This window comes from Streptococcus sp. C150, from assembly GCF_000187445.1.
Classification (GTDB): domain Bacteria; phylum Bacillota; class Bacilli; order Lactobacillales; family Streptococcaceae; genus Streptococcus; species Streptococcus raffinosi.
On sequence record NZ_GL698449.1, the window covers coordinates 1082398 to 1102011 of the forward strand.

At 41.2% G+C, this 19614-nt stretch carries 14 protein-coding genes; 1 reads left to right on the forward strand and 13 read right to left on the reverse strand.

Annotation, left to right across the window (positions count from 1 at the left end; translation table 11 throughout):
* Window positions 1–31: 31 nt before the first annotated feature.
* The 13 genes from HMPREF0848_RS04995 to HMPREF0848_RS10905 all read right to left on the reverse strand — a co-directional run bounded on the left by HMPREF0848_RS04995 (window position 32) and on the right by HMPREF0848_RS10905 (window position 18713).
* Window positions 32–1045, reverse strand: coding sequence for a hypothetical protein (locus HMPREF0848_RS04995; RefSeq protein ID WP_037608952.1), 1014 nt, complete (start codon window positions 1043–1045; stop codon window positions 32–34).
* Between the two features lie 189 nt (window positions 1046–1234).
* Window positions 1235–1993, reverse strand: a complete 759-nt coding sequence (locus HMPREF0848_RS05000) for a CPBP family intramembrane glutamic endopeptidase (protein ID WP_008535056.1) — start codon at window positions 1991–1993, stop codon at window positions 1235–1237.
* A gap of 163 nt (window positions 1994–2156) precedes the next feature.
* Entirely contained in the window at window positions 2157–3542 is a 1386-nt protein-coding gene (locus HMPREF0848_RS05005; protein ID WP_008535057.1) for an MFS transporter, read from the reverse strand.
* 23 nt (window positions 3543–3565) lie between these two features.
* On the reverse strand, window positions 3566–3976 hold the full coding sequence (locus HMPREF0848_RS05010; protein ID WP_008535058.1) for a MarR family winged helix-turn-helix transcriptional regulator: 411 nt from the start codon (window positions 3974–3976) through the stop codon (window positions 3566–3568).
* Window positions 3977–4106: 130 nt separating this feature from the next.
* Complete coding sequence (locus HMPREF0848_RS05015) at window positions 4107–4670, reverse strand: sugar O-acetyltransferase (RefSeq protein ID WP_008535059.1); 564 nt, start codon at window positions 4668–4670, stop codon at window positions 4107–4109.
* Between the two features lie 101 nt (window positions 4671–4771).
* Window positions 4772–6025: an AMP-binding protein gene (locus HMPREF0848_RS05020; protein ID WP_037608954.1), complete on the reverse strand. Its 1254-nt coding sequence runs from the start codon at window positions 6023–6025 to the stop codon at window positions 4772–4774.
* Between the two features lies 1 nt (window position 6026).
* On the reverse strand, window positions 6027–7130 hold the full coding sequence (locus HMPREF0848_RS05025) for a thiolase family protein (protein ID WP_008535062.1): 1104 nt from the start codon (window positions 7128–7130) through the stop codon (window positions 6027–6029).
* Window positions 7130–7651 (reverse strand): hypothetical protein, encoded by a 522-nt coding sequence (locus HMPREF0848_RS05030; RefSeq protein ID WP_037608956.1) that lies wholly within the window; start codon window positions 7649–7651, stop codon window positions 7130–7132. Before HMPREF0848_RS05030 ends, HMPREF0848_RS05025 begins: the two co-directional genes overlap by 1 nt.
* A gap of 222 nt (window positions 7652–7873) precedes the next feature.
* A complete protein-coding gene (locus HMPREF0848_RS05035; protein ID WP_008535065.1) occupies window positions 7874–11869 on the reverse strand; it encodes a mucin-binding protein in 3996 nt (1331 codons plus the stop codon).
* A gap of 731 nt (window positions 11870–12600) precedes the next feature.
* On the reverse strand, window positions 12601–17022 hold the full coding sequence (locus tag HMPREF0848_RS05040) for a glycoside hydrolase family 70 protein (protein ID WP_037608958.1): 4422 nt from the start codon (window positions 17020–17022) through the stop codon (window positions 12601–12603).
* A 480-nt stretch (window positions 17023–17502) separates the two neighbouring features.
* Window positions 17503–18270, reverse strand: a complete 768-nt coding sequence (locus HMPREF0848_RS05045) for an HAD family hydrolase (protein ID WP_008535067.1) — start codon at window positions 18268–18270, stop codon at window positions 17503–17505.
* A 2-nt stretch (window positions 18271–18272) separates the two neighbouring features.
* A complete protein-coding gene (locus HMPREF0848_RS10635) occupies window positions 18273–18452 on the reverse strand; it encodes a PTS system, IIABC components (protein WP_008535068.1) in 180 nt (59 codons plus the stop codon).
* 39 nt (window positions 18453–18491) lie between these two features.
* Window positions 18492–18713 carry an LPXTG cell wall anchor domain-containing protein gene (locus HMPREF0848_RS10905; RefSeq protein WP_269479157.1) on the reverse strand — a complete coding sequence of 74 codons (222 nt, stop codon included), beginning with the start codon at window positions 18711–18713 and terminating at the stop codon, window positions 18492–18494.
* Between HMPREF0848_RS10905 and HMPREF0848_RS10910 the strand changes: the two genes are divergently transcribed.
* Window positions 18694–19242 carry a hypothetical protein gene (locus HMPREF0848_RS10910; RefSeq protein WP_008535069.1) on the forward strand — a complete coding sequence of 183 codons (549 nt, stop codon included), beginning with the start codon at window positions 18694–18696 and terminating at the stop codon, window positions 19240–19242. The genes HMPREF0848_RS10905 and HMPREF0848_RS10910 overlap by 20 nt on opposite strands.
* The last annotated feature ends 372 nt before the right edge of the window (window positions 19243–19614 follow it).

Below are 19614 nucleotides of genomic sequence, written 5' to 3' on the forward strand. Positions count from 1 at the left end.
AATATGTGTGTGCTTTTTGGTAGGTAAAGAATTATTGGTTCTTTTTCAATCTTTTTAAGTGTTTATATAAACCAAAGGCACGGTCTAGCTTCATGGATTCGATGGGACGTTTGCCCTTGATATAGAGATTACCATTGGTCGCATTCATCAAACCCGTTTTTGAAATCGCATAACCAGTCGTCATGCCGCTATAAAGGAGTTTTTCAAGTTTCTTGGCATCTAGGACTCTGCTTGAAGAGTCAAGGCTACCATTTTCCGCTTCGTAAATATCCACAAGTCTCTTAAACTTATAAGCCGTTTTTATGGACATGTCACCAGCGCTTCCCTTAGAGTAATAGCGATAAAGATTTTGTGGGCTCAAGTCCACTGAAGCTGCCTCAGGGCCACTAGGTGAGTAGGGCTGGAGTTTGATAAAGGTGTTTAGCTTTCCGATATCAATGTGTGATTCGCTGTCATTTTCCCTATGAATTGGCAGTGCTATCTTATCCACATTTTCCTTACGTCTAATCGTTGCTAACAATTCATAAGGCTCAACTCTTAGAGTTTTGGAAAATTTTTCCAGAGTATCTAGTGAAACGGTCCCTCTTTGCTTGATTAAGTTATAGTTGGTTTGTGCCATGCCAGATGACACCACAAAGTGCGTCATGCGTTCTCTGACTTCTTCAGCATCCATAGCCTCTGTGATATGTAATTTCTTACGAATATTATTCCACAGGTTTTGCGTGACCTGGTCAGGCTTTCTTGGAAACTCAAAAACTTCATGCTGGTTGTCTTGAGATAAAAGCATCCCAAGTGTGATATTTTTCTTGGTCACCTTAGCCAGACCATTAGTAATGGTTACAATCTTTGGAATATTTCCCTTAGGCTTGTTCATAAAAAGCATCCGTAAGCTTCCTGAAGGAATTCCTGTCGCTTCGGAAAGCTCTCTGTAACTCTTCTTATCTTTCCAATAGTCGCCCATCCGAGCTTTCTCTGCATTTTCCCAGAAAAGTTGCTTAAGGGGCTTAAGATCGCTCGGACGATTTGAAATTAATCGTTTTGACATCATTGTCTCCCTCTAAAATTACTGTTTAAGTATAGTCCGCCACTATTATCTCATATTTTTAACAAAATTAAAAATTATTTTTTAAGCGGACTCTCATTGTACAACCTTTATTACAATAGCATTTTAATATCTCAACTAGAAATTAAGCTTAAAACTCCCTTCGTACACGCTACGAAGGGAGTTGTTTTGCTAATAATACCAATTAACCAAGAGATAAATGAGGCTTGAGCCAAACATATCAGCCAAGGCATGGACTAGGAAGAATGGAAGCAGGTTTTTGACCTTATATTTATAAAGAAAATAATAGAGTAGACCAAATACCACACCGATAACCAGAGCCCATAGCATGCCCTGATAGGTGTGGAAGGACACACGGACAAGGGTTGAAAAGAGCAAGACCCACCACTTATACTTGTCCTTTACTGAGGTCAAGAGTCCTAGGAAGAAAAATTCCTCGTAGAAACCGTTAAGCAATCCGTAGGCAATAGCCATAGGTGACAAGGCCAGAAACTTATTAATCACGGCCATAGGACTAATAAAGGCTAAAACTTGAGGGCTAAAGTAGTTATACTGGCCTGACAGCGTGCTGACCACATCGGCCAAGAGACCCATGATAGCGAAAATAAAAGGTACCCAAAATAGGACAGACCACTTTAGACGGATAGGCAGTTGCTTGAAGTCAAAATGACGGATCCAAAGATAGACGAGGGCCAAGGACAAAAGAATCAGTTGTAAGCTGAAATTACTTGAGTAGGCTGCTCCTTTGCTAACCGTATTTGTCGCTGTTTCACTCATTGTTGTGGAAATGGTTGGCGACAGACTAGCCATATACATCTGGGTCGAACGTACGATAAACTGTCCAAACATGATGAGCGTTACCATACCAATATCAAACCATCTCAGTTCCTTGAGTGGCTGCTCGGGATGAATTTTCTTTAGTAATGACATTGTCTTCCCTTCCTTTTCGTATCTACAACGAAAGCTCGTTTTTTCTTTAAGCTTATTATAAGTCATAATCCTTAAATGAACACTAACATTTGCAGAAAAATTAGTATTTTATTCGAAAAAAGAAAAAGCAAGGAAAGCATCTTCCCTTGCTTCAATCTAATGATTAATCGTTCTTTTTGACGACGCTCACAAGTACAATCAGTTGGAATACTGCTAAAACAAGGAGAACTCTAAACCCATTTCGGCTCCCCTGAGCTGTTGCTTGAGCAAAGTCAATCTTATGATTGGTTTGACTTAAGGCAACAATGAGAGAAGCAAGCGTTGTTCCTACTGCTCCTGCAAATTGTTGGAGGGTATTAAAAATCGCATTGGCATCAGCTCGTTGGTCCAGTGGTAATTGCTTTTGTCCGTTAGTCATAATATTACCAAAGGCCACTCCTAGTCCCGTCATGAAAATCATGTAAAAGACAAGAATCAAGGTATTTGAAAGCGAGAGACCAAACAGAGTAAAGAGCAGCTGAGCAAGGACGATTAGACTGGCCCCAATCAAAATTGGTTTACGTGCCCCCATCTTATCAAGAATAATACCTGAGAAGGGAGCAAATCCAGCACCAATGATAGCACCCGGAAGAATCATCAAAGCAGCGAGAGTTGTATTAGAGTGGTTAACCAATTGCACATAGTTAGGTAAGATAAAGCTCATACCGAGCGATCCCAATTGCAAGGTAAAGAAAGCAGCGATATGGCCAGTAAGGCGAGGATTCTTCAGAATAGCGAGATTAATGATTGGATTTTCCAATTTCATAGAGCGCCAAACCAGAAGGATCAGCCCCAAAATACCAAGGACAAGCCAGCCAAGCACTGAGAAACTAAGAAAAGTATGATCTGCCATCCCGTGAAGGCCTAGAATCAAGCCCAAGAAAAGAAAAATGATGGCAAACAGGCTAAGAATATCAAAGGATTCACGTTTAACCTCACTCTTTTGCTCAATCGAACGAAGCCCTGCAATCAATGAAGCCAAGAGAATAGGAAACTGAACAAGGAAAATAGACCGCCAACCAAAGTGTGCTGTTAGAAGACCACCGACAGTTGGGCCAATGGCTGGTGCAACTGCGGTAATTAGTGTACCAACCCCCATCATAAGACCAATCTTACGACTTGGTACCCGCTCCAAAATGATGTTAAACATAAGAGGAAGGGCAAATCCAACCCCCATACCTTGCACCAAACGGCCCAGGACGACAAAGCCAAAGTTAGGGGCTATAAAGTCGATAAGGACTCCCAAGACTGACAAAAGATTGGCGACCAAAAAGATAGATTTCATCTTAAAGGAACGTTTGAGGTAGGCTGATAAGGGCACCACACAAGCAACGACTAATAGGTAGATGGTTGTGACCCACTGAACGGTTGATGTTGTTACTGAAAATTCCTTCATCAAAATTGGGAAGGTAATGTTCATGGCTGTTTCACCAGCCACTCCACAAAAGGAAAGGACACCTGTCGCAAAGATGGCAGACAAGACCTTAGTGGAGATTTTTTCATATGACATAAGTGTTTCTCCTCTGATGACAATTAAAGATTACGGTAGTGTTGTAAGATGTTGAGAAAGATTTCTCTTTCTTCATCTGAAAATTGTTGAGCAAACTCTTCCTCTTCTGCCCTAAGATAAGCTTGACAGGCAGACGCGATTTTTACCGCCTTATCCGTTAAAACAACCGCTTTTTGCCTAGCGTCTTTCGATGAGGTATGGCGTTCGATTAGGCCTTTTTTCTCCATCCGCTGTAAGAGGACCGTTGTTGTCGAACGCTGAATGTTGAATTCATGCTCAATGTCCCTCTGAAAGATTTCTTGTTTCTCATGATTCATTATAAAATCAATGACAGCCATCTGATTTCCCGTCAAACCAAATCGCTTGGCGAACTGGTCAAAGTGACGCATCATGTTATTATTGGCTTGTTTTAACAAACGTCCAAAATGGTCCAAAAGTCTACTCCTCAATTATATTGTTAGCTAACTAGCATATTAAGTATAGGAGAATTTTAGCCCAATGTCAATATCACTTTCAACGGATGACAAAAAAACTCAAGGACTTAGAATCCTTGAGTTGCTTCACTTAGTCTTTTTTGACAGGAATTTCCTTGATAACACGCGCCGGGTTTCCACCTAGAACCACATTGTCACCAAAGGACTTGGTGACGACTGCTCCTGCTCCAGCCACAACATTGTTCCCCAAAGTTACACCCGGCAAGATAGTCACACCACCACCAGCCCAGAAATTATCACCGATGGTAATGGGTGCTCCGTACTCAATACCTGAATTGCGCTCAGTTGGATCAAGCGGATGTAAGGGCGTCAAAAACTGACAATTAGGGCCAATCATAGCATTGTCACCAATCGTGATAGGACAGATATCCAGCATGGTCAAGTTCCAGTTGGAATAGAAATTTTCACCGATATGGATATTAACACCGTAATCCGTAACGAACTGAGGATTCATGGCAAGATTCTCACCAGTCGAACCAAACCAAGATTTGATAATCTCCGCCCTTTTGAGACGGTCAGGTTCAGCATTAAAGGCCATTTGCTTTTCTCTAGATTTAGCTGCTAGGGCACGTAACTCAGGGTCGCTAGGCTTATAAAACTCACCCGCAATCATTTTTTCATATTCTGTCGGCATGGCAGTCTCCTTTTGTGATTGTACTTCTATATTTTAGTATAGAATTGATGTCACCACAAGAGAGACCACAAAAAATCTCAAATGCTCTACGCAACTTGAGATTAATGAGTTCTTTTTTGACAGAGCTTTTTCAATTGCTGAACATCCACCTTAGAACTATCCATCAAGGGAATGGCATCAATCGTATGCCAGTACTTGGGCTGCTCAGTGGCTAGTAAAACACTAGCAATCGACTTCTTAGCTTCCGATAAAGATATACTGTCTTTTAAAACAAGAAAGGCATGCACTTCATCACCAGCCAGATGACTGCTCAACTTGAGACAAAAGGCATCTTTTACGAAAGAACAAGAGAGTAGTTTTTGTCTAATAGTTGGCAAATGCAACTTGGTTCCAGCATAATTAGCCCAATCAGATGGTCGCCCTTCCAAGATTAATCCTGCTTTTGAAAAATGACCATAGTCTTCTACCGTAAAGGGGCATCTTACTCCGACAGCTGCATAAGGAGTCGTAACATAAATTTTATTGTTTTTCAGCTTTATTTGAACATTTTTAAAAGCTCGACCAACTAAATTGGGATTGTCTAAAATCTCTCTACCCTTACACCAGCTGATAAAACTTAATTCACTAGCGCCATAAAAAACAATAATGTCGCAGGTCGGTTGCCTGTCATAAAGGTCACGAATCAGAGAAACTGGCAAAGTTTGAGAAGAACTGATGATATGAGACAAGTCAAGCTCCCTACTGTTTAAATGACTTGCTAGAACTTGTAGAAGGCTTGGTAAGAGATACAGATGACTAGCTTGGCAGGTCTGACATAATTGCACCCAACTTCTCGGAGATGGTTTATCACTAATAATCAATTGCCCACCTTCATAAAGGACAGCCAAGGCCATGTTAAGGTTCCCTGAAAAACTAAAATTGCCTTTTAAGAATAAAGCCGTTTTCTGATTAATATGGAAAATTCGATTTTGCTCAGCAAAAAAATCTACCCACGAGGACATGGTTCGCCACAAAATCTTGGGTTTTCCACTTGTTCCCGAAGTCAAGATTCCGAAATCTGCTTCTAAACGTAAATCGGAGGCACTCGCTTCAGACGCTAAGGCCAGTCGGACTTCTGGTGACAAATTAGGATGACAAATAACAGGTTTTACGCCTAATGACAAAGCTGCTAAAAACATCATCAACTGATTAAGCGGATAGTGCTCTACGATAAAGCAAACGTCAGATGACTTTGAATCAAGTGTTGTCTGATTCATCATTCTTAATAAATCGCCGTAAGTGTAAGATTTGTCATCAATTACCAAAGCCTGCCGATGAGGATTCTGTTGAGCCCAAGCTTTTATTTTTTGAATCATGTTAAACTCCAACCCTTTCAATGAGGAAAGATATACCAACTCCTCCAGCACCGGCAATAGCACAAAGTCCATACCGCCCCTTTTGTACACGGAGCGCCTGCATTACATGTAAAAGATTGATTGCCCCTGAACAACCATAAGGGTGACCATAAGCTAAGGCACCACCAAATAGATTGTAGCGGTTTACAGCTTCTGGGAAATACCTTTGAAAGAGACAATCAATCACCGAAAATGCTTCATTCCATTCAATAGCATCTATATCCGACATTGAAAGATTGACTTTCTTCAATAGTTTTAGAGTTGCTTTGTAAACTAATTCGGGACTGAAACGAGGATCTCCTGCTACCTGAGCCATGTCACAAATCTTAAACTCACCGACTTGATGGCTCAATAGAAGAAAAGCAGCACCATCATGTGTTAAACAAGAGTTTGCGGCACTGGTCAGACTGTCTGGACCTAAGATTGGAGGAATTCGACTTAACAGTTTTTCTGAAATCTTAGGTCGAATGCCCTCATCCTTTTTCCCAGGCATTTCTAGGATAACAGGAGATAGAGCCCCTGTCTCCAAGGCCTTCTGCGCTTTAGCATGACTCTTTAGAGTCCATTGATACAATTCTTTTTGAGTAACCTGATATTTTTGAGCGACCCGTTCGGCCCCTCTTATCATAGCTAGAGAATCCGTACTATCTGGTGAAAACTGAGCAACGTAGTAACTCCCTGTACGATCATCCTTGTCGGCATAAGTTCGCAAAGGTTGTAAGGATGAACTTTCAATGCCGCCTGCAATAATATTTTCCGATAAACCAGCCTTTATCTTAGCAAAAGCAAAACCAATGGCGGCGCTTGCTGAAGCACACTGCATATCAATAGTTGTCGCAGGAACAGTTTCAGAATAATCGGACAAAAGTCCAGTTAAACGACCAATATTGCCACCTGTTCCAACAGCATTTCCGCAAATAATGTCATCAATGTGACATTCTGGATAACGCTTCTTTAAGGCATTTAAAATCCCAGCACCTAAATACTCTGGTCGCATACTGGCGTATTGCTTTTGAAACAGTCCAATGGGTGTCCTTAATCCCCCTTGAATATATACATCTACCATTAAACACTCTCTCCTTTTATAATGATAGTATCCCCTCTACACAGATAGAAGTCCTTTTGATGACAATAAAGTGATAATCTTTCTTGCGCATAGGCTGGCGCTAAAAAACGTAAGGATAATACAGAAACTCTTTGTGGTAGGACCTGTCTCAAATAGTCTAAATAAAGACAGGCTGGGATTAAAAAGGGATCTTGCCGATGTAGGGGATTGTAATCTCCAATTGCACTCACAAACTGCAGGATATCTGCCTTGGTAAATTGGACATCCGATAGAAAAGTAGCTGAGGATATATCTAGTTTATCTTGTGATTTTCTTCCAAAAGACGACGGTCTTTTCAATAAAAAGGTAGCTCTTAATGCCTCTCCACCTTTTACGAGTAAAATCTCCCGCAATATTTTTTGATGTCTTAAAATAAGGGTTTGGTCTAGTGCTTCCGTTTCTTGCCATTGTAGTTTTACAAGTAAACTATCTTTGGGTAAATCTGTATTCGATGATATCAATAGTGAAAATAATTTTCTCATCATCATTCTCCAGTAAAAAATATGAGTAAACATATAAAAATATATAAGTTAACCATTTTATACTATAAAAAACTGGTCATATTGTCAATGATGAGTCAAAGGTGCAAATAGCAGTGAGTCAAATGGCATGAATTTGCTAATGAACAAAAAAATCCCAAGTGCCATAAGCAACTTGAGATTTTCTTTCTGTCTGGACATGCCTGAGTGATTCAGGTCTTTTGATTATTTTTCTTTTTGATCTTTGTGATCTTTTTTATTTTTCTTCTTACGTCCGTTACGGCCAAGTCCTAGACCTGTTACCGATACGGTAAAGCCTGCAATGTTGATGGTCTCTTCAATCTTGCCCTTGCCTACTTCGTCTTCATTTGAAAGGTTAATCGGCATCTTGTGTTTAGAGCCAGTACCTTCTGCTTGGTTGGCAACAGGTGCTTCAAAATCATCACCAGGGCCATAAGTTGTTGGACCGTCATGAGATTCAGAAGCTTCTTCGACTTGGTCAAGTACTTCTAAATCTTGAACATCTTCAACGACAATGTCATCTGCCTTATCTTCCTTAGGCTTACCGTTAATATCGCCTGTAAGTGGGATATAGACAACTGTTTCTTCGAGATTACGTTGTCCAACGGTCTTACCTTCAACTTTATCCTTGTCAGCGCTGTAGCCTTCTACTTCAGGTGTGACAACTGTTTCAAACTGACCTTTATTTGAAGTCCAGTAGCTTGAACCGAGTTCTTCACCTGTCACCTTATCAATGGTCAAACTACGTGTCCATTGAGCGGTTTGGATGTTATTGGCAGGAAGGTCTGCTTGGCCATCACTTGATTCGTAGAGAACTGTGAAGGTGACATCTTTGATATAGTTTTCACATTCTGGCCATTTGGCACCATCTGGATCTGTTGGGTTAATTGGTTTACCAGCTTCTTGGATGTTATCTGGGCCTACTTGAACAGTACCATGACGAAGGGTAACCATGAAGTTTTGGTCAACGTGTGAATCGCCATCAAAGATAACGCCGTTAGTGAAACCATCTGCAAGGAGGGTGTAACCACGATCACTGTAGTACTTGATACGTTCGATTGTTGAGTAATCAATCACTTCACCTGATTTACCAAGCAAGTCGACAACTTCAAGTTTCTTACGTGTCGTACCATCAACATAAGTCACTGTAGCTTTCTGAGCATCTTTAAGGTAAGTAACTACTTCCAGAAGTTCAGGTGTTTCTACAGCAACATCCGTCATTCCAGCGATTTCCATACGGTCTGGTGTAAATCCAACAACTTCTGGAGAAGGAACTGCTGAGAAGCCTGTTTGCATGCTTGACCATGCTTCATAATTGATTGCGCCTGTCACAAGGTTAACATTAGCCAAACGTTTGAAATTAAGAACTTCAACATAATCGTCACTTGCCAATCCGCCTTCTTCGAAGACATACTGAATAGTACGTGTTACATCAGCATGGTTTTCGAGTGACTCAACACTATTTGGCCAAACTGGGCTATTGACATCATTTGCATCGACGACTTCACCTGCAACTGGTGCTGGCATGTCTGGGTCTACAAGAACCAAACGTTCACGAAGAACCACTTCGAAGACTTGATCAAAGTCAGAATCACCATTATAAGTGTGGTCAAAGGCTTCTGCAAAGCCATCGTTGACGAGCTCATAACCTCGTTTAAGCAAGTTAGCGAGTTGTTCATCAGTAGAGTAGTCAATCTTCTCACCTGAGCTTCCGATGACTTCATCACGTGTCAACTCTGACTTGTCCATTTCATTCATGTAAAGGATGAGAGCTCTTTGTTCATCCTTAGCATAAACCACAGTGGTGTCTTGACCTGGATGTTCTGGCGTGATAAAGGCCTTTTCAGAGATATAACCAAATACATCTGGAACGACTGTTTCCATAGCCATGGTTGGATCTTCAGGATCGTTGTTGTAGCTTGGTGTAGAGGCGCTTTCAATTGGTGTACCATTCTCATCGACCGGAATAATCTTACCGAGTTCGGTATAAGTAACAGTATCTTCAACTTCTGGGAGGTCAGGTCTAACTTCCAAACCACCAGCTTGACGTTTATCTGCAAAGAAGCCTTCAACAACTGGGACGTCTACAACATCATAAGTGAAGCTGTCTTGATCCCATGTGCTCGTTTCTTCCACTTGGTTAAATTTACCATGGAAGCTGAAGCTGTCTTGGATATTGATAACAGGATCCTTGTAACCTGCACCTTGGAAGGTAACCGTTTGTTTGGTATCTTGAGTAATATCTTCCAAGATTGGCTCATAAACCAAGGTTTGGTCAAGACTGAGGTCAATAGGCAAGACCAATGCACTCTCAGCTTGGTAACCCGCAAGCTCTGGTGCCAATGTCTCAATAACTTGCGTAGCATCTTTAGGATCATTGGCAAAAGGAACAGGCTCTGCATCTGCGATTGGATTTCCAAAGGTATCAACAGGAATGATTCTACCAAGTTCCTTGTAGGTAACATTATCTGTAGCCTCTGGTTTATCAGGTGTTACCACCTGCATACCGGCAACTGCCTTGTCAGCATAATAACCTTCTATCACAGGAACAGTAACCTTAGCAAAGGTATGGCTGTCTTGGTCCCAAGTATAAGTGTCTTCTGCCTGATTATATTTACCAGTGAAACTGAATTCAGACTGGATATTAACAGACGGTGTGGCTGCGCCAGCTCCCTTGAAGAAGACGGTTTGCAAGGTTGGTTGCGTCACATCTTCAAGGATTGGAGCGTATTCAATGAGAATGTCATCTGTCAAATTTTCAGGAAGAACACTCTCTTGGACTGGACGGTAGCCAGGAATATGAGGTACGAGTGTCTCACTGACCTTAGTTGGGTTGTTGGCATCATTGTTAAAGGTTGGAGTTGGAACGTTCGGAATCAAGCGTCCGTTAGCATCAATAGGAATAATCTTACCAAGTGGCATGTAGGTAACAGTTTCTTCCATATTGTCTTCTGTTACATCTCTACCCTTAACGTCCACTTTATCGGCATAATAACCTAAAACAACTGGTGCGTAGATGTCATAATATTTTGTTTTGTTTGGAGACCATTCAGTCTCATCAACAAGCTCTCCTGAGACCTTGTCAAAGGTAAGGGTACGTACCCAATAAGCCTTTTGAACATCAGCTTCCGGAAGGTTGGCATTGCCATCTGTGCTTCTATAAAAAACCGTAAAGCTTACTTCTTTTTCGTAAGCATATTTAGATGGCCACTTAGGTCCATTTGGATTATTTGGATTGATTGGGGTATCTGGAACTTGATCATGATCAGGCCCTACTTTCGCAACATCGTGTTGCAAAAGAACGAACCATTCTTGATCATCAATATCTTTATCATCAAAAATGGCATCTTTAGGGAAATCATCCTGAATCAAGCCATATCCCATATCCTTGAAAGTCTGAATACGTGTTGCTGTCCCGTATTCAATAGCTTCACCTAATTCACCGGTCAATTGGTCACTAACCAAGTAAGCACCGGTTGTTTCATCAATATAGGTGATGCTGGCTTTCTTGAAAATTTTACGATACACAACCGGAGTATCGACTCCTGGTTTGTTCGGTACTACACTTTTAATATCTGTCATATAATCTTGAACAGCTGGTGTTGCTGTCTCACCCGCCTTTCGTGGATCTTTATTGTTATTGTTATACTGCTTAGTCAAAGCACCTGGAATATAGTCACCATCTTCAGTGACTGGGATAATGCGTCCCAATTTCTTATAGGTCACATGCTCCGTTACTGTCGGCACATAAGGTGTCACGACGTTAAAGCCTGCTTCTTTTTGGTCAGCGAAATAGCCCTGGACAAGCGGTACTGATATCTTAGGATAGGTAAAGCTGTCCTTGTCCCATTCAATTAAGCCAGTCTTAGCATCCCTAGTCCCTGTAAACACATGATTTTCCATGACTTCAGGGTCTGGTGTTTTAGAACCTGCTCCTTGAAAAATAATTTCTTGTTTAGATGAAATACTTACTGTTGCACTACCATCATGATTATCAAAGAAGGCTTCGTCTGCTCTGGCTCTGGCAAAGTCTAAATGAGAAGGGGCACTGTGGTTAGGGTGACGCTTATTACTAGTCAACAACATAGAAAGATCTATCGTATCAACTAGATCAGTGTCTGTTGAACCGTGTGCAATATGCTCTTCGGCAGTTTTGGCCTTGGCCGCTGCCTCAGTCGCATTTTCCCTATAGGCTCTCAAAGATACTCCCCCTTTCCTCTTTTATAAGAAATAAAATCATATACTTGTTAACTTCTCATCGAAATCTTTTTCTATGAAGATTTCATTTTCCCTCAGAGAAAACAACAAGCCATTATCAAAGATTAAAATTTTCAATATCTTTTATATATACTATAATACGAGAATGGATTTTTTACAAGTAAGGTGTAAGAACTTTAATCATTTTAACCACTAAGTGAAAAAATAGCGTCTTAATGTGCAGAATCTATCAAATAACTTATGAAAGTGGCATGAAAATGAGATTACACCAACGACTTAAATGGCGAGTTTTTAATGGATTAATGCTTTTAAAGTGATCCTTTTTTTAAGAAACTCACTATCACCTAAAATACCATTCATCATCCTTGGGGATGAATACCTTAATAGTCTTAATACAAGCCATGCCTACATCACTACAAGGAGACTGCAAGAACAACTAGTATTACTATTTAGTATAAAGTGACTTTTGGGCTTCGTCAATAGCTTGTCATCAATTAATGACAAGCTATATTTTTTTGGTTTTGTTGTATTTAAGTGCCAGCCACTAGCCTCTTTCTAACAGTTATAGCGTCTAGACTGAGGGGAATCTATCTCTCCTATCTGCAGGTAAGAGCGCTCTTTTCGATTTAGGATTAACTTTAGGTAAATAACTTATCACTGATTACGCCATGAAAACCGAGACTTCTGTCTCGGTTTCGATAGCTTGAAAATGATTAGATTTGGCCTCGACCTTCACCATCAAAGTAAACCCACCATCCTGAGCTGATTTCAACCCAACGATTAACTGCCATTTCACCTGAATTTGGATCATAATAACGAATGACACCATTTACACGGACCAAATGACCTTTGACTTGTTTTCCATCATTATCGAAGAGGAGGTTTTGACCATTGATGTTGACCATGCCTTTGACCGCATTACCATTACCATCAAAGTAATACCAGCTACCATTAACTTCTTGGAAACGATTGCGATAAAGATCTCCCGAGTTGGCATCATAGTAGCGAAGGTTGCCATCAACAGTTACCAAAGCCCCTTTGACTTGATGGCCATTCTGATCAAAGTAGAGGGTTTGACCATTGATGTTTTGTGAACCTGTTACGGCAGCTCCATCATTGTTAAAGTAAGCCCAAACACCTGGTTCAACTTCAGCAAATCGGTTGCGTGCCATTTCACCTGAATTGGCATCAAAGTAACGAGTAACACCATCAACCTGGGCTGTACGACCTTTGACTTGAACACCATTGTTATCAAAGAAGAGTTCTTGACCGTTGATGTTTTGACGACCAATCACACGTTTACCATTACCATCATAGTATGCCCAAACGTTGTTACCGATTTGGATAAATTGGTTACGGCTAAAAGTATTATTATCTGGTTTTGGTTCTGGTTTTGGACTTGGTTTACCGGTTTGACTCATGATACCATTTTCATCATAGTAGAAGACTTGACCTCTACGGTTTTGACGATAGCCATCACGCAATTGCACCCCATTAGCGAGGAAGAAGTATTGTTTGCCATCGATAGTCTTTTCACCGATTGCCATACGGCCTGTGTTATCAAAGTAGTAAACATTGCCATCATTATCTTTGATAAAGGCATTTCTAGCACGTTGACCATCGTTGTAACGATAGTAAACGCTGCCCCAGCTCTTTTCGAACCTACCGCTACCATCACCATTTTGGTTGTTATTGTTCGTTGATTGGTTGCTTCCTACTACTTTTGGAAGACTAACTTTACCACCGTTGGTTCCATAGTAACCGCTAAGACCATTCTTGAGGACATACTCTGATCCACGGTCAAGAATATTGGTACCATTCATATATTTAGCAGACCATTTTGTGATCTTCTCATCGGTTGTCAAGCGTTTACCAGTAGAGATTTGAACACGGTCAAAGAATTGTGGGTAAAGACGTTTTAATTCGTCGAGGTAGGCACCACCATATTTACCTTGGTAATCATTACCAAAAGTACGTGTTTTAGCAACATAAAGGCTATGGTCGATGATGGCACCATCTTTAGTTTCTCCGTAGTTATTAACACGAGTTGCAGTGACCACTTCATCACCCGGAAGGTTGTAGATTTGGTCTGGAACCCAGTCAGCAATCGCTGAGATACCTACAGCGTGGAGTGACTTAAGCGCTGCTTTCAAGTCAGCTAATGAACCATACTTGTTGTCCTTACTCATACCAATATCATAACGGTCTGAGAAGGCATAACCATTTTGAATAACTGAGTCAAGGAAGGTACCGTCATCACTTGAAACGTATTGTGGAGCAAATTCGAATGATGTGATACCCCATGATTTGAAGAGGTTTGCATTTTCAGCAATCTTCTTGTTAGTGTATTGTGATGGGTCTTGGACGAAGTCTTGGAAGTTTGAGAAGCCTTCGTAGATGACCTGTGAATCCAAGGCAGCTGAGGAATCATAGACCAAACCACTGCTATTCTTAGATTTGCTTGCTGCCACACGCACGTCTTGATTTTCAGAAGCACCTAATGGTACCCAAACGGCTAAATAGCCATCAACTTGAGCATTACGAACACCACTGATTTCACCTGGATTGAAGGTCAAATAACCATTAGCATCAGTATACTTCACAATACCGTTAGCATCGCCATCATTCAAGTAAGAGGCAACACCATTGGAGGTTGTCAAAAGCAACGGACGATAGGCTTGGTTTCTGTGAGCTGCACCCATGTTGATTGTCAAATTGCTATTCAAACGAAGGGCAGGTTGGTTGGAAAGAATGACAGCCATCCCTTGGTTACGAGTTTCAGCAGTACCAGCATCTGAAGCGTTGTTCGCTCCTTTACCGTAACGGACTGATGTTAAGACACCAGAAGCATCCCAACCATTGGTATTTCCTGAACCTACGTAACTCATCTTCATGTCTTGACCACCAGCCGCATAACGAATACGAGCTTGCAAGAGCGTAGAAATAGCATCATGATATGGTGATTTTTGGGCCATGTATTGACCGTCATCAGTGTACAAATCACCATAATAAACACGAGGAACAGTGTCCTTATTCGTTAACATGAAGGCATAAGCAGATGGAATATTGTACTGTGTATATCTCTTATTGGCACTTCGCATATCCGCATTGTAGATTTTGAAGGCTTTCTTCATTTCATCAAGAGTGAAGGTATTCCCAGTTGATTGTGGGTTGATTTCATTTTTGATGATTTGGCCAATTACTGATTGAACTTCTGAGTCGTGGGCACGAACAAAAGTATAGTTAGCCATACGTTTTGTATTTTTCTTACTTTCTGAACGGTCATTCAGACTATTGGTAATAAGTGGTTCAAGACCTGAACGGTTTCCGATTGGTCGTAGGAAAGAAAATACCATAGCTAAACGCAATGGATCATCCATTGGTAACTGGGCCCCTTTAGTATCTTCATTGTAGTATGCATCATTATGAGACCAGGCTTCAAGAATAGAAAGGTGCTTGATGGCTTCCTCTTCGCTCTTTTCAACACCATACTTAGCTTTGAAATAATCTGAAGCAATTTGGAGAAGGTCGGCATTGACATTATCCACAGCATCGACACGAACACCATCGAAGTTTTCATCTTCAGAGCCACCTGTGAGGCTACCAATGTTCATGATATAGTGAAGCCAGTTTAATTGTTCAGCTTGAACGGCTGGGTTCGAATTGTCAATATCGTTTGCTAGAAGAAATTCAAAACCACCTGATGAATTATCTTTAAAGTAGCGACGTGTGCCATCTTGTTGCGTCGGTGTGCGGTTCAAGAGGCGATAGTCTGAATTAGCATAACTTGTGCGATTACTGTTGTTGTAAAGAAGGGCACCGCCTTGCAAGTGGTCGCTATTATCAAGGTTCTCAGAAGTTGAGTTCCATCCAGGTTGTGTTTTGACAAAATTTTTGATGGTAGTGCGCAACCAGTCCGTGTTTCCTTCACGCGCAATACGTTCTTCGATACGTTTTTGCACTTCAAGGGCTGCTTGATCCATCTGTGTTTGTGAACTATATGAGGTAAAGGTTTGGTTTGTTCCCAACCCTTCTTCTCTCATGTAGTTGAGGTAGCTGGCTTGGATAGCCTTGCTTGGCCACCAAACAGTCAGTAATGGACGTTTGTCATTTTCAGTTGAGGCAGTCCACTCTTTACCGTCTTTCAAGATTTCTTTTGGACGGTACCATGTGTTGGCAGTGAAGTAACCGTCAACAAGTTCGATATCTTTTTCAGTTGTACCATAAAAGGCGTTCTTATCACCATTTACAGTAACATTTGTGTTGGTTGTGCTATCAGCTGCTGAACCAGTGCCACCATTTTTATCGAAACGATAGTCTTTTTGGTTAGACAATTCACCAGTTTCGGCATTAAAGTATTGGCTACCGCCGTTACGTTCAAGGACATAGTTCTTACGAACAGTACCGTCATCTTCAACATAGTATTCTTTACCATTGATGGTCTTGATGTGGCTTGGACCGTCAGCAACAACATTATTTGTGGCTGGAAGATCATTATTGACAACTGTAACAGTATTATTGCCGTTATTGGCAATGTTTGTGTTGCCATTAACTGGTGTGGCACGGCGGCCTCCTGAAGGACCACGACGAGTCCCCGTTGCCGCACGACGTTCACGTGTCGCTGCTTGATCCGTAACTGCTCTTGTGTCAGTTGCTGTATTGGCTGCACGGTCTGTCGTAGCAGCTGGTGTTGTTGGATCTACTGCACGATCCGTACCAACTGGGGTAGCCGTATCAACCGCACGATCCGTACCAACTGGGGTAGCCGTATCAACCGCACGGTCCGTAACAGTTGGTGCAGTTGTATCTACTGCATTGGTTGCTGCTGTGTTAGTTGTATCCGTTGTCAAAGCAAATGTTGCTACTGGTGCTGCTTGGTCAGTAGTGACATCATTTGTTGTCGCAACTACTGCTGTTGGATCTTGAGTTGTTGCTGTATCATTAGATACAGTACCCGTGTCAACAGTAATATCGGGGATGGCTACGTTAGCATCCGTGTGTTCGTCGGCCTGAACGACACCGTCGTTAGTCCCTAAAGAAACAGCTGAGACCGCACCTACTGACAATCCTGCCACGGCGATGGTTACCCATTGTTTCTTAACTTTGTGCATTTTATAATGTACTTTTTTGTCCATATAAAAAGACTCCTTTTTCCCATTAATAGCTTAATTCTAAAACATTGAAAGCATTTTTTCAATAAAATCTGATGAATTTTCATAATTTTTAGAAAAGTCACTTCAATTTTTTAAGACAATTAGTTAGAAATGAGCATTTTGAAATAGAAAATCAGCCATTTTGTTTGTACTTAAAGAGAAATAAAGGATGATACTACCGCTATTTAAAATGACTATTGATAAACCATCAATTTTAATACTTAGACAAGAAAATCTAATGAAAAATGGCCAAATCCTTAAGGCTTTCTCTCCCCAAAACTCAAAAAACATCACCCTGGTCGACCCCTTAGGTCACTAAAGATGGTGTCTTTTTTAGGGGAACTTCTCATAGAAAGAGTAAATTCTAACTATCTAAGCTATTCAATCCCAAGCAAGGCATAACAAAAAGTAGATTAGGACCAGGTCCTAATCTACTTTCATTTTAGATATTGAATGTTAAGCTCATAAGTCTAATAAGTTTTCCAAATGCGTAACGGCATCTGAAAAGTTATCTACGACGTAAGTTGCTGCTTCTTTGACGACCTCTGGGGCATGTGACATACAGTAAGAGATGTTCGCCACCTCAAACATGGAGATGTCATTACCTGAATCACCAAATGCTACAACCGGTTGATAGTGCCTTTTTAAAAGCTCTAATCCGCTTCCCTTAGAAACCCCTTTGGCAGTCACTTCTATACGCGTGCTCCCTGATTGGAAAAATTCTAAATTAGGAAAACGAGCTTTAAGTTCTTGGACATAGGCCTCAGCCTTGTCCGCCTCTGGTCGAAGGTTAAATTTGTAAAGACAACGTTGGCGAACATTTTCATAAAGATTGTCCACACAGAGGATAGGCATATTCCATAAACGACGCTTATCCTCATGATTAAAATTCCCAACTCTTTCCTGGTTATCTAGAGCATCGAAAGTAATTGATTCTTCCTCGAGATATTTCAATAAGTTATCAACATCCGTTGGAGGTAATGTTTTCGAAAATACAACCTGATCCTTCTCAGTAACGACTGCACCGTTATAGCCAATAGCACAGACCACATTAAGGTGATTACGTTCGGCAATATAAGTAATTTCCTTAACAGAGCGTCCTGTCGCAATGGCAAAATCACTATAGGCAGACAATTTTTCATAAGCCTGCAAATCTTCTGGATGAATTTGAATGGAATTTTTGACAAAAGTTCCATCTAAATCCGTCACACATAAGATGTTATGTGTCATAGCTACTCCTCTAAACCTAAAATATCTTGAGTTTCCATTTTAAGAACATTGGCATAAGCACCGTAAATGGACTGCATTTGCATACCATTTTCCGCAAAACCAAGGGCTTCGTATTTTTTGATAATCGTGTCTTTGTCCACTAGTGACTTGTCTTTGACATCCACGCTTGAGGTGTTTTTCACTTAACTAAGTATTCAATGACTTATTTAGAAAGCTACAAATTAATAATCTTCACTCTCTTCGTCATCTTTCTTACGTTTGACAAGAAAGGCAAGACCTGTTGCCGTTGCCAAAGCACCTAAAGCAAGAGCTGCCGATGAGTTTTCCTCACCAGTCTTAGGAAGAGCTTGACTACCGTGCTTATGCTTAGGATTTTTAACTTCAGAAGATGATGCTGAAGTAGTCCTTGAAGTAGACAAGGATGTGTTTAATGACTCACTCATTGAAGTTGAGACACTTACTGAAGCTGAAACGCTGCTTGAAGTGCTTGCTGATTCTGAGGCACTCATTGAATCTGAAACCGATTGGCTGGTTGAAACTGAGGCACTGGTGCTTGATGATTCTCTGAGTGAGACTGAAGCACTGGTGCTTGATGATTCACTGAGTGATGTTGACTTGCTGATTGAGACTGAAGCTAAAATGCTAGTTGAAGCACTTGCTGATTCTGAAGCACTCATTGAATCAGAAATTGATTGGCTCGTTGAAATTGAGTCGCTTGTGCTTGTACTCTCTGCTTGCGATACATTCAATGAACCTGAAACCGATTGGCTCGTTGAGACAGAGGCACTGGTACTTACTGACTCACTGAGTGATGTGGATTCACTGGTTGAGACTGAAGCACTTAATGAAGCGGAAACGCTACTTGAAGCACTTGCTGATTCTGAAGCACTCATTGAATCAGAAATTGATTGGCTTATTGAGACAGAGGCGCTTGTGCTTTGCGAGTCAGAGACTGACGTTGAGACGGACTGACTCGTTGATACTGAGGCACTGGTACTTACTGACTCGCTGAGCGATACTGAAGCACTGGTTGACTCTGAAGCACTCAATGAATCTGAAACCGATTGGCTCATTGAAACTGAGGCGCTTGTACTTGCACTTTCTGATTCTGAGACGCTCAATGAACCGGAAATTGATTGACTCGTTGAAACTGAGGCACTGGTACTTACTGACTCACTTAGTGACGTTGATTCACTGAGTGAGACTGAAGCACTTAATGAAGCGGAAACGCTACTTGAAGCACTTGCTGACTCTGAGACACTCATTGAATCAGAAACTGATTGGCTCATTGAAACTGAGGCGCTTGTGCTTGCACTTTCCGATTCCGATATGCTCAATGAACCG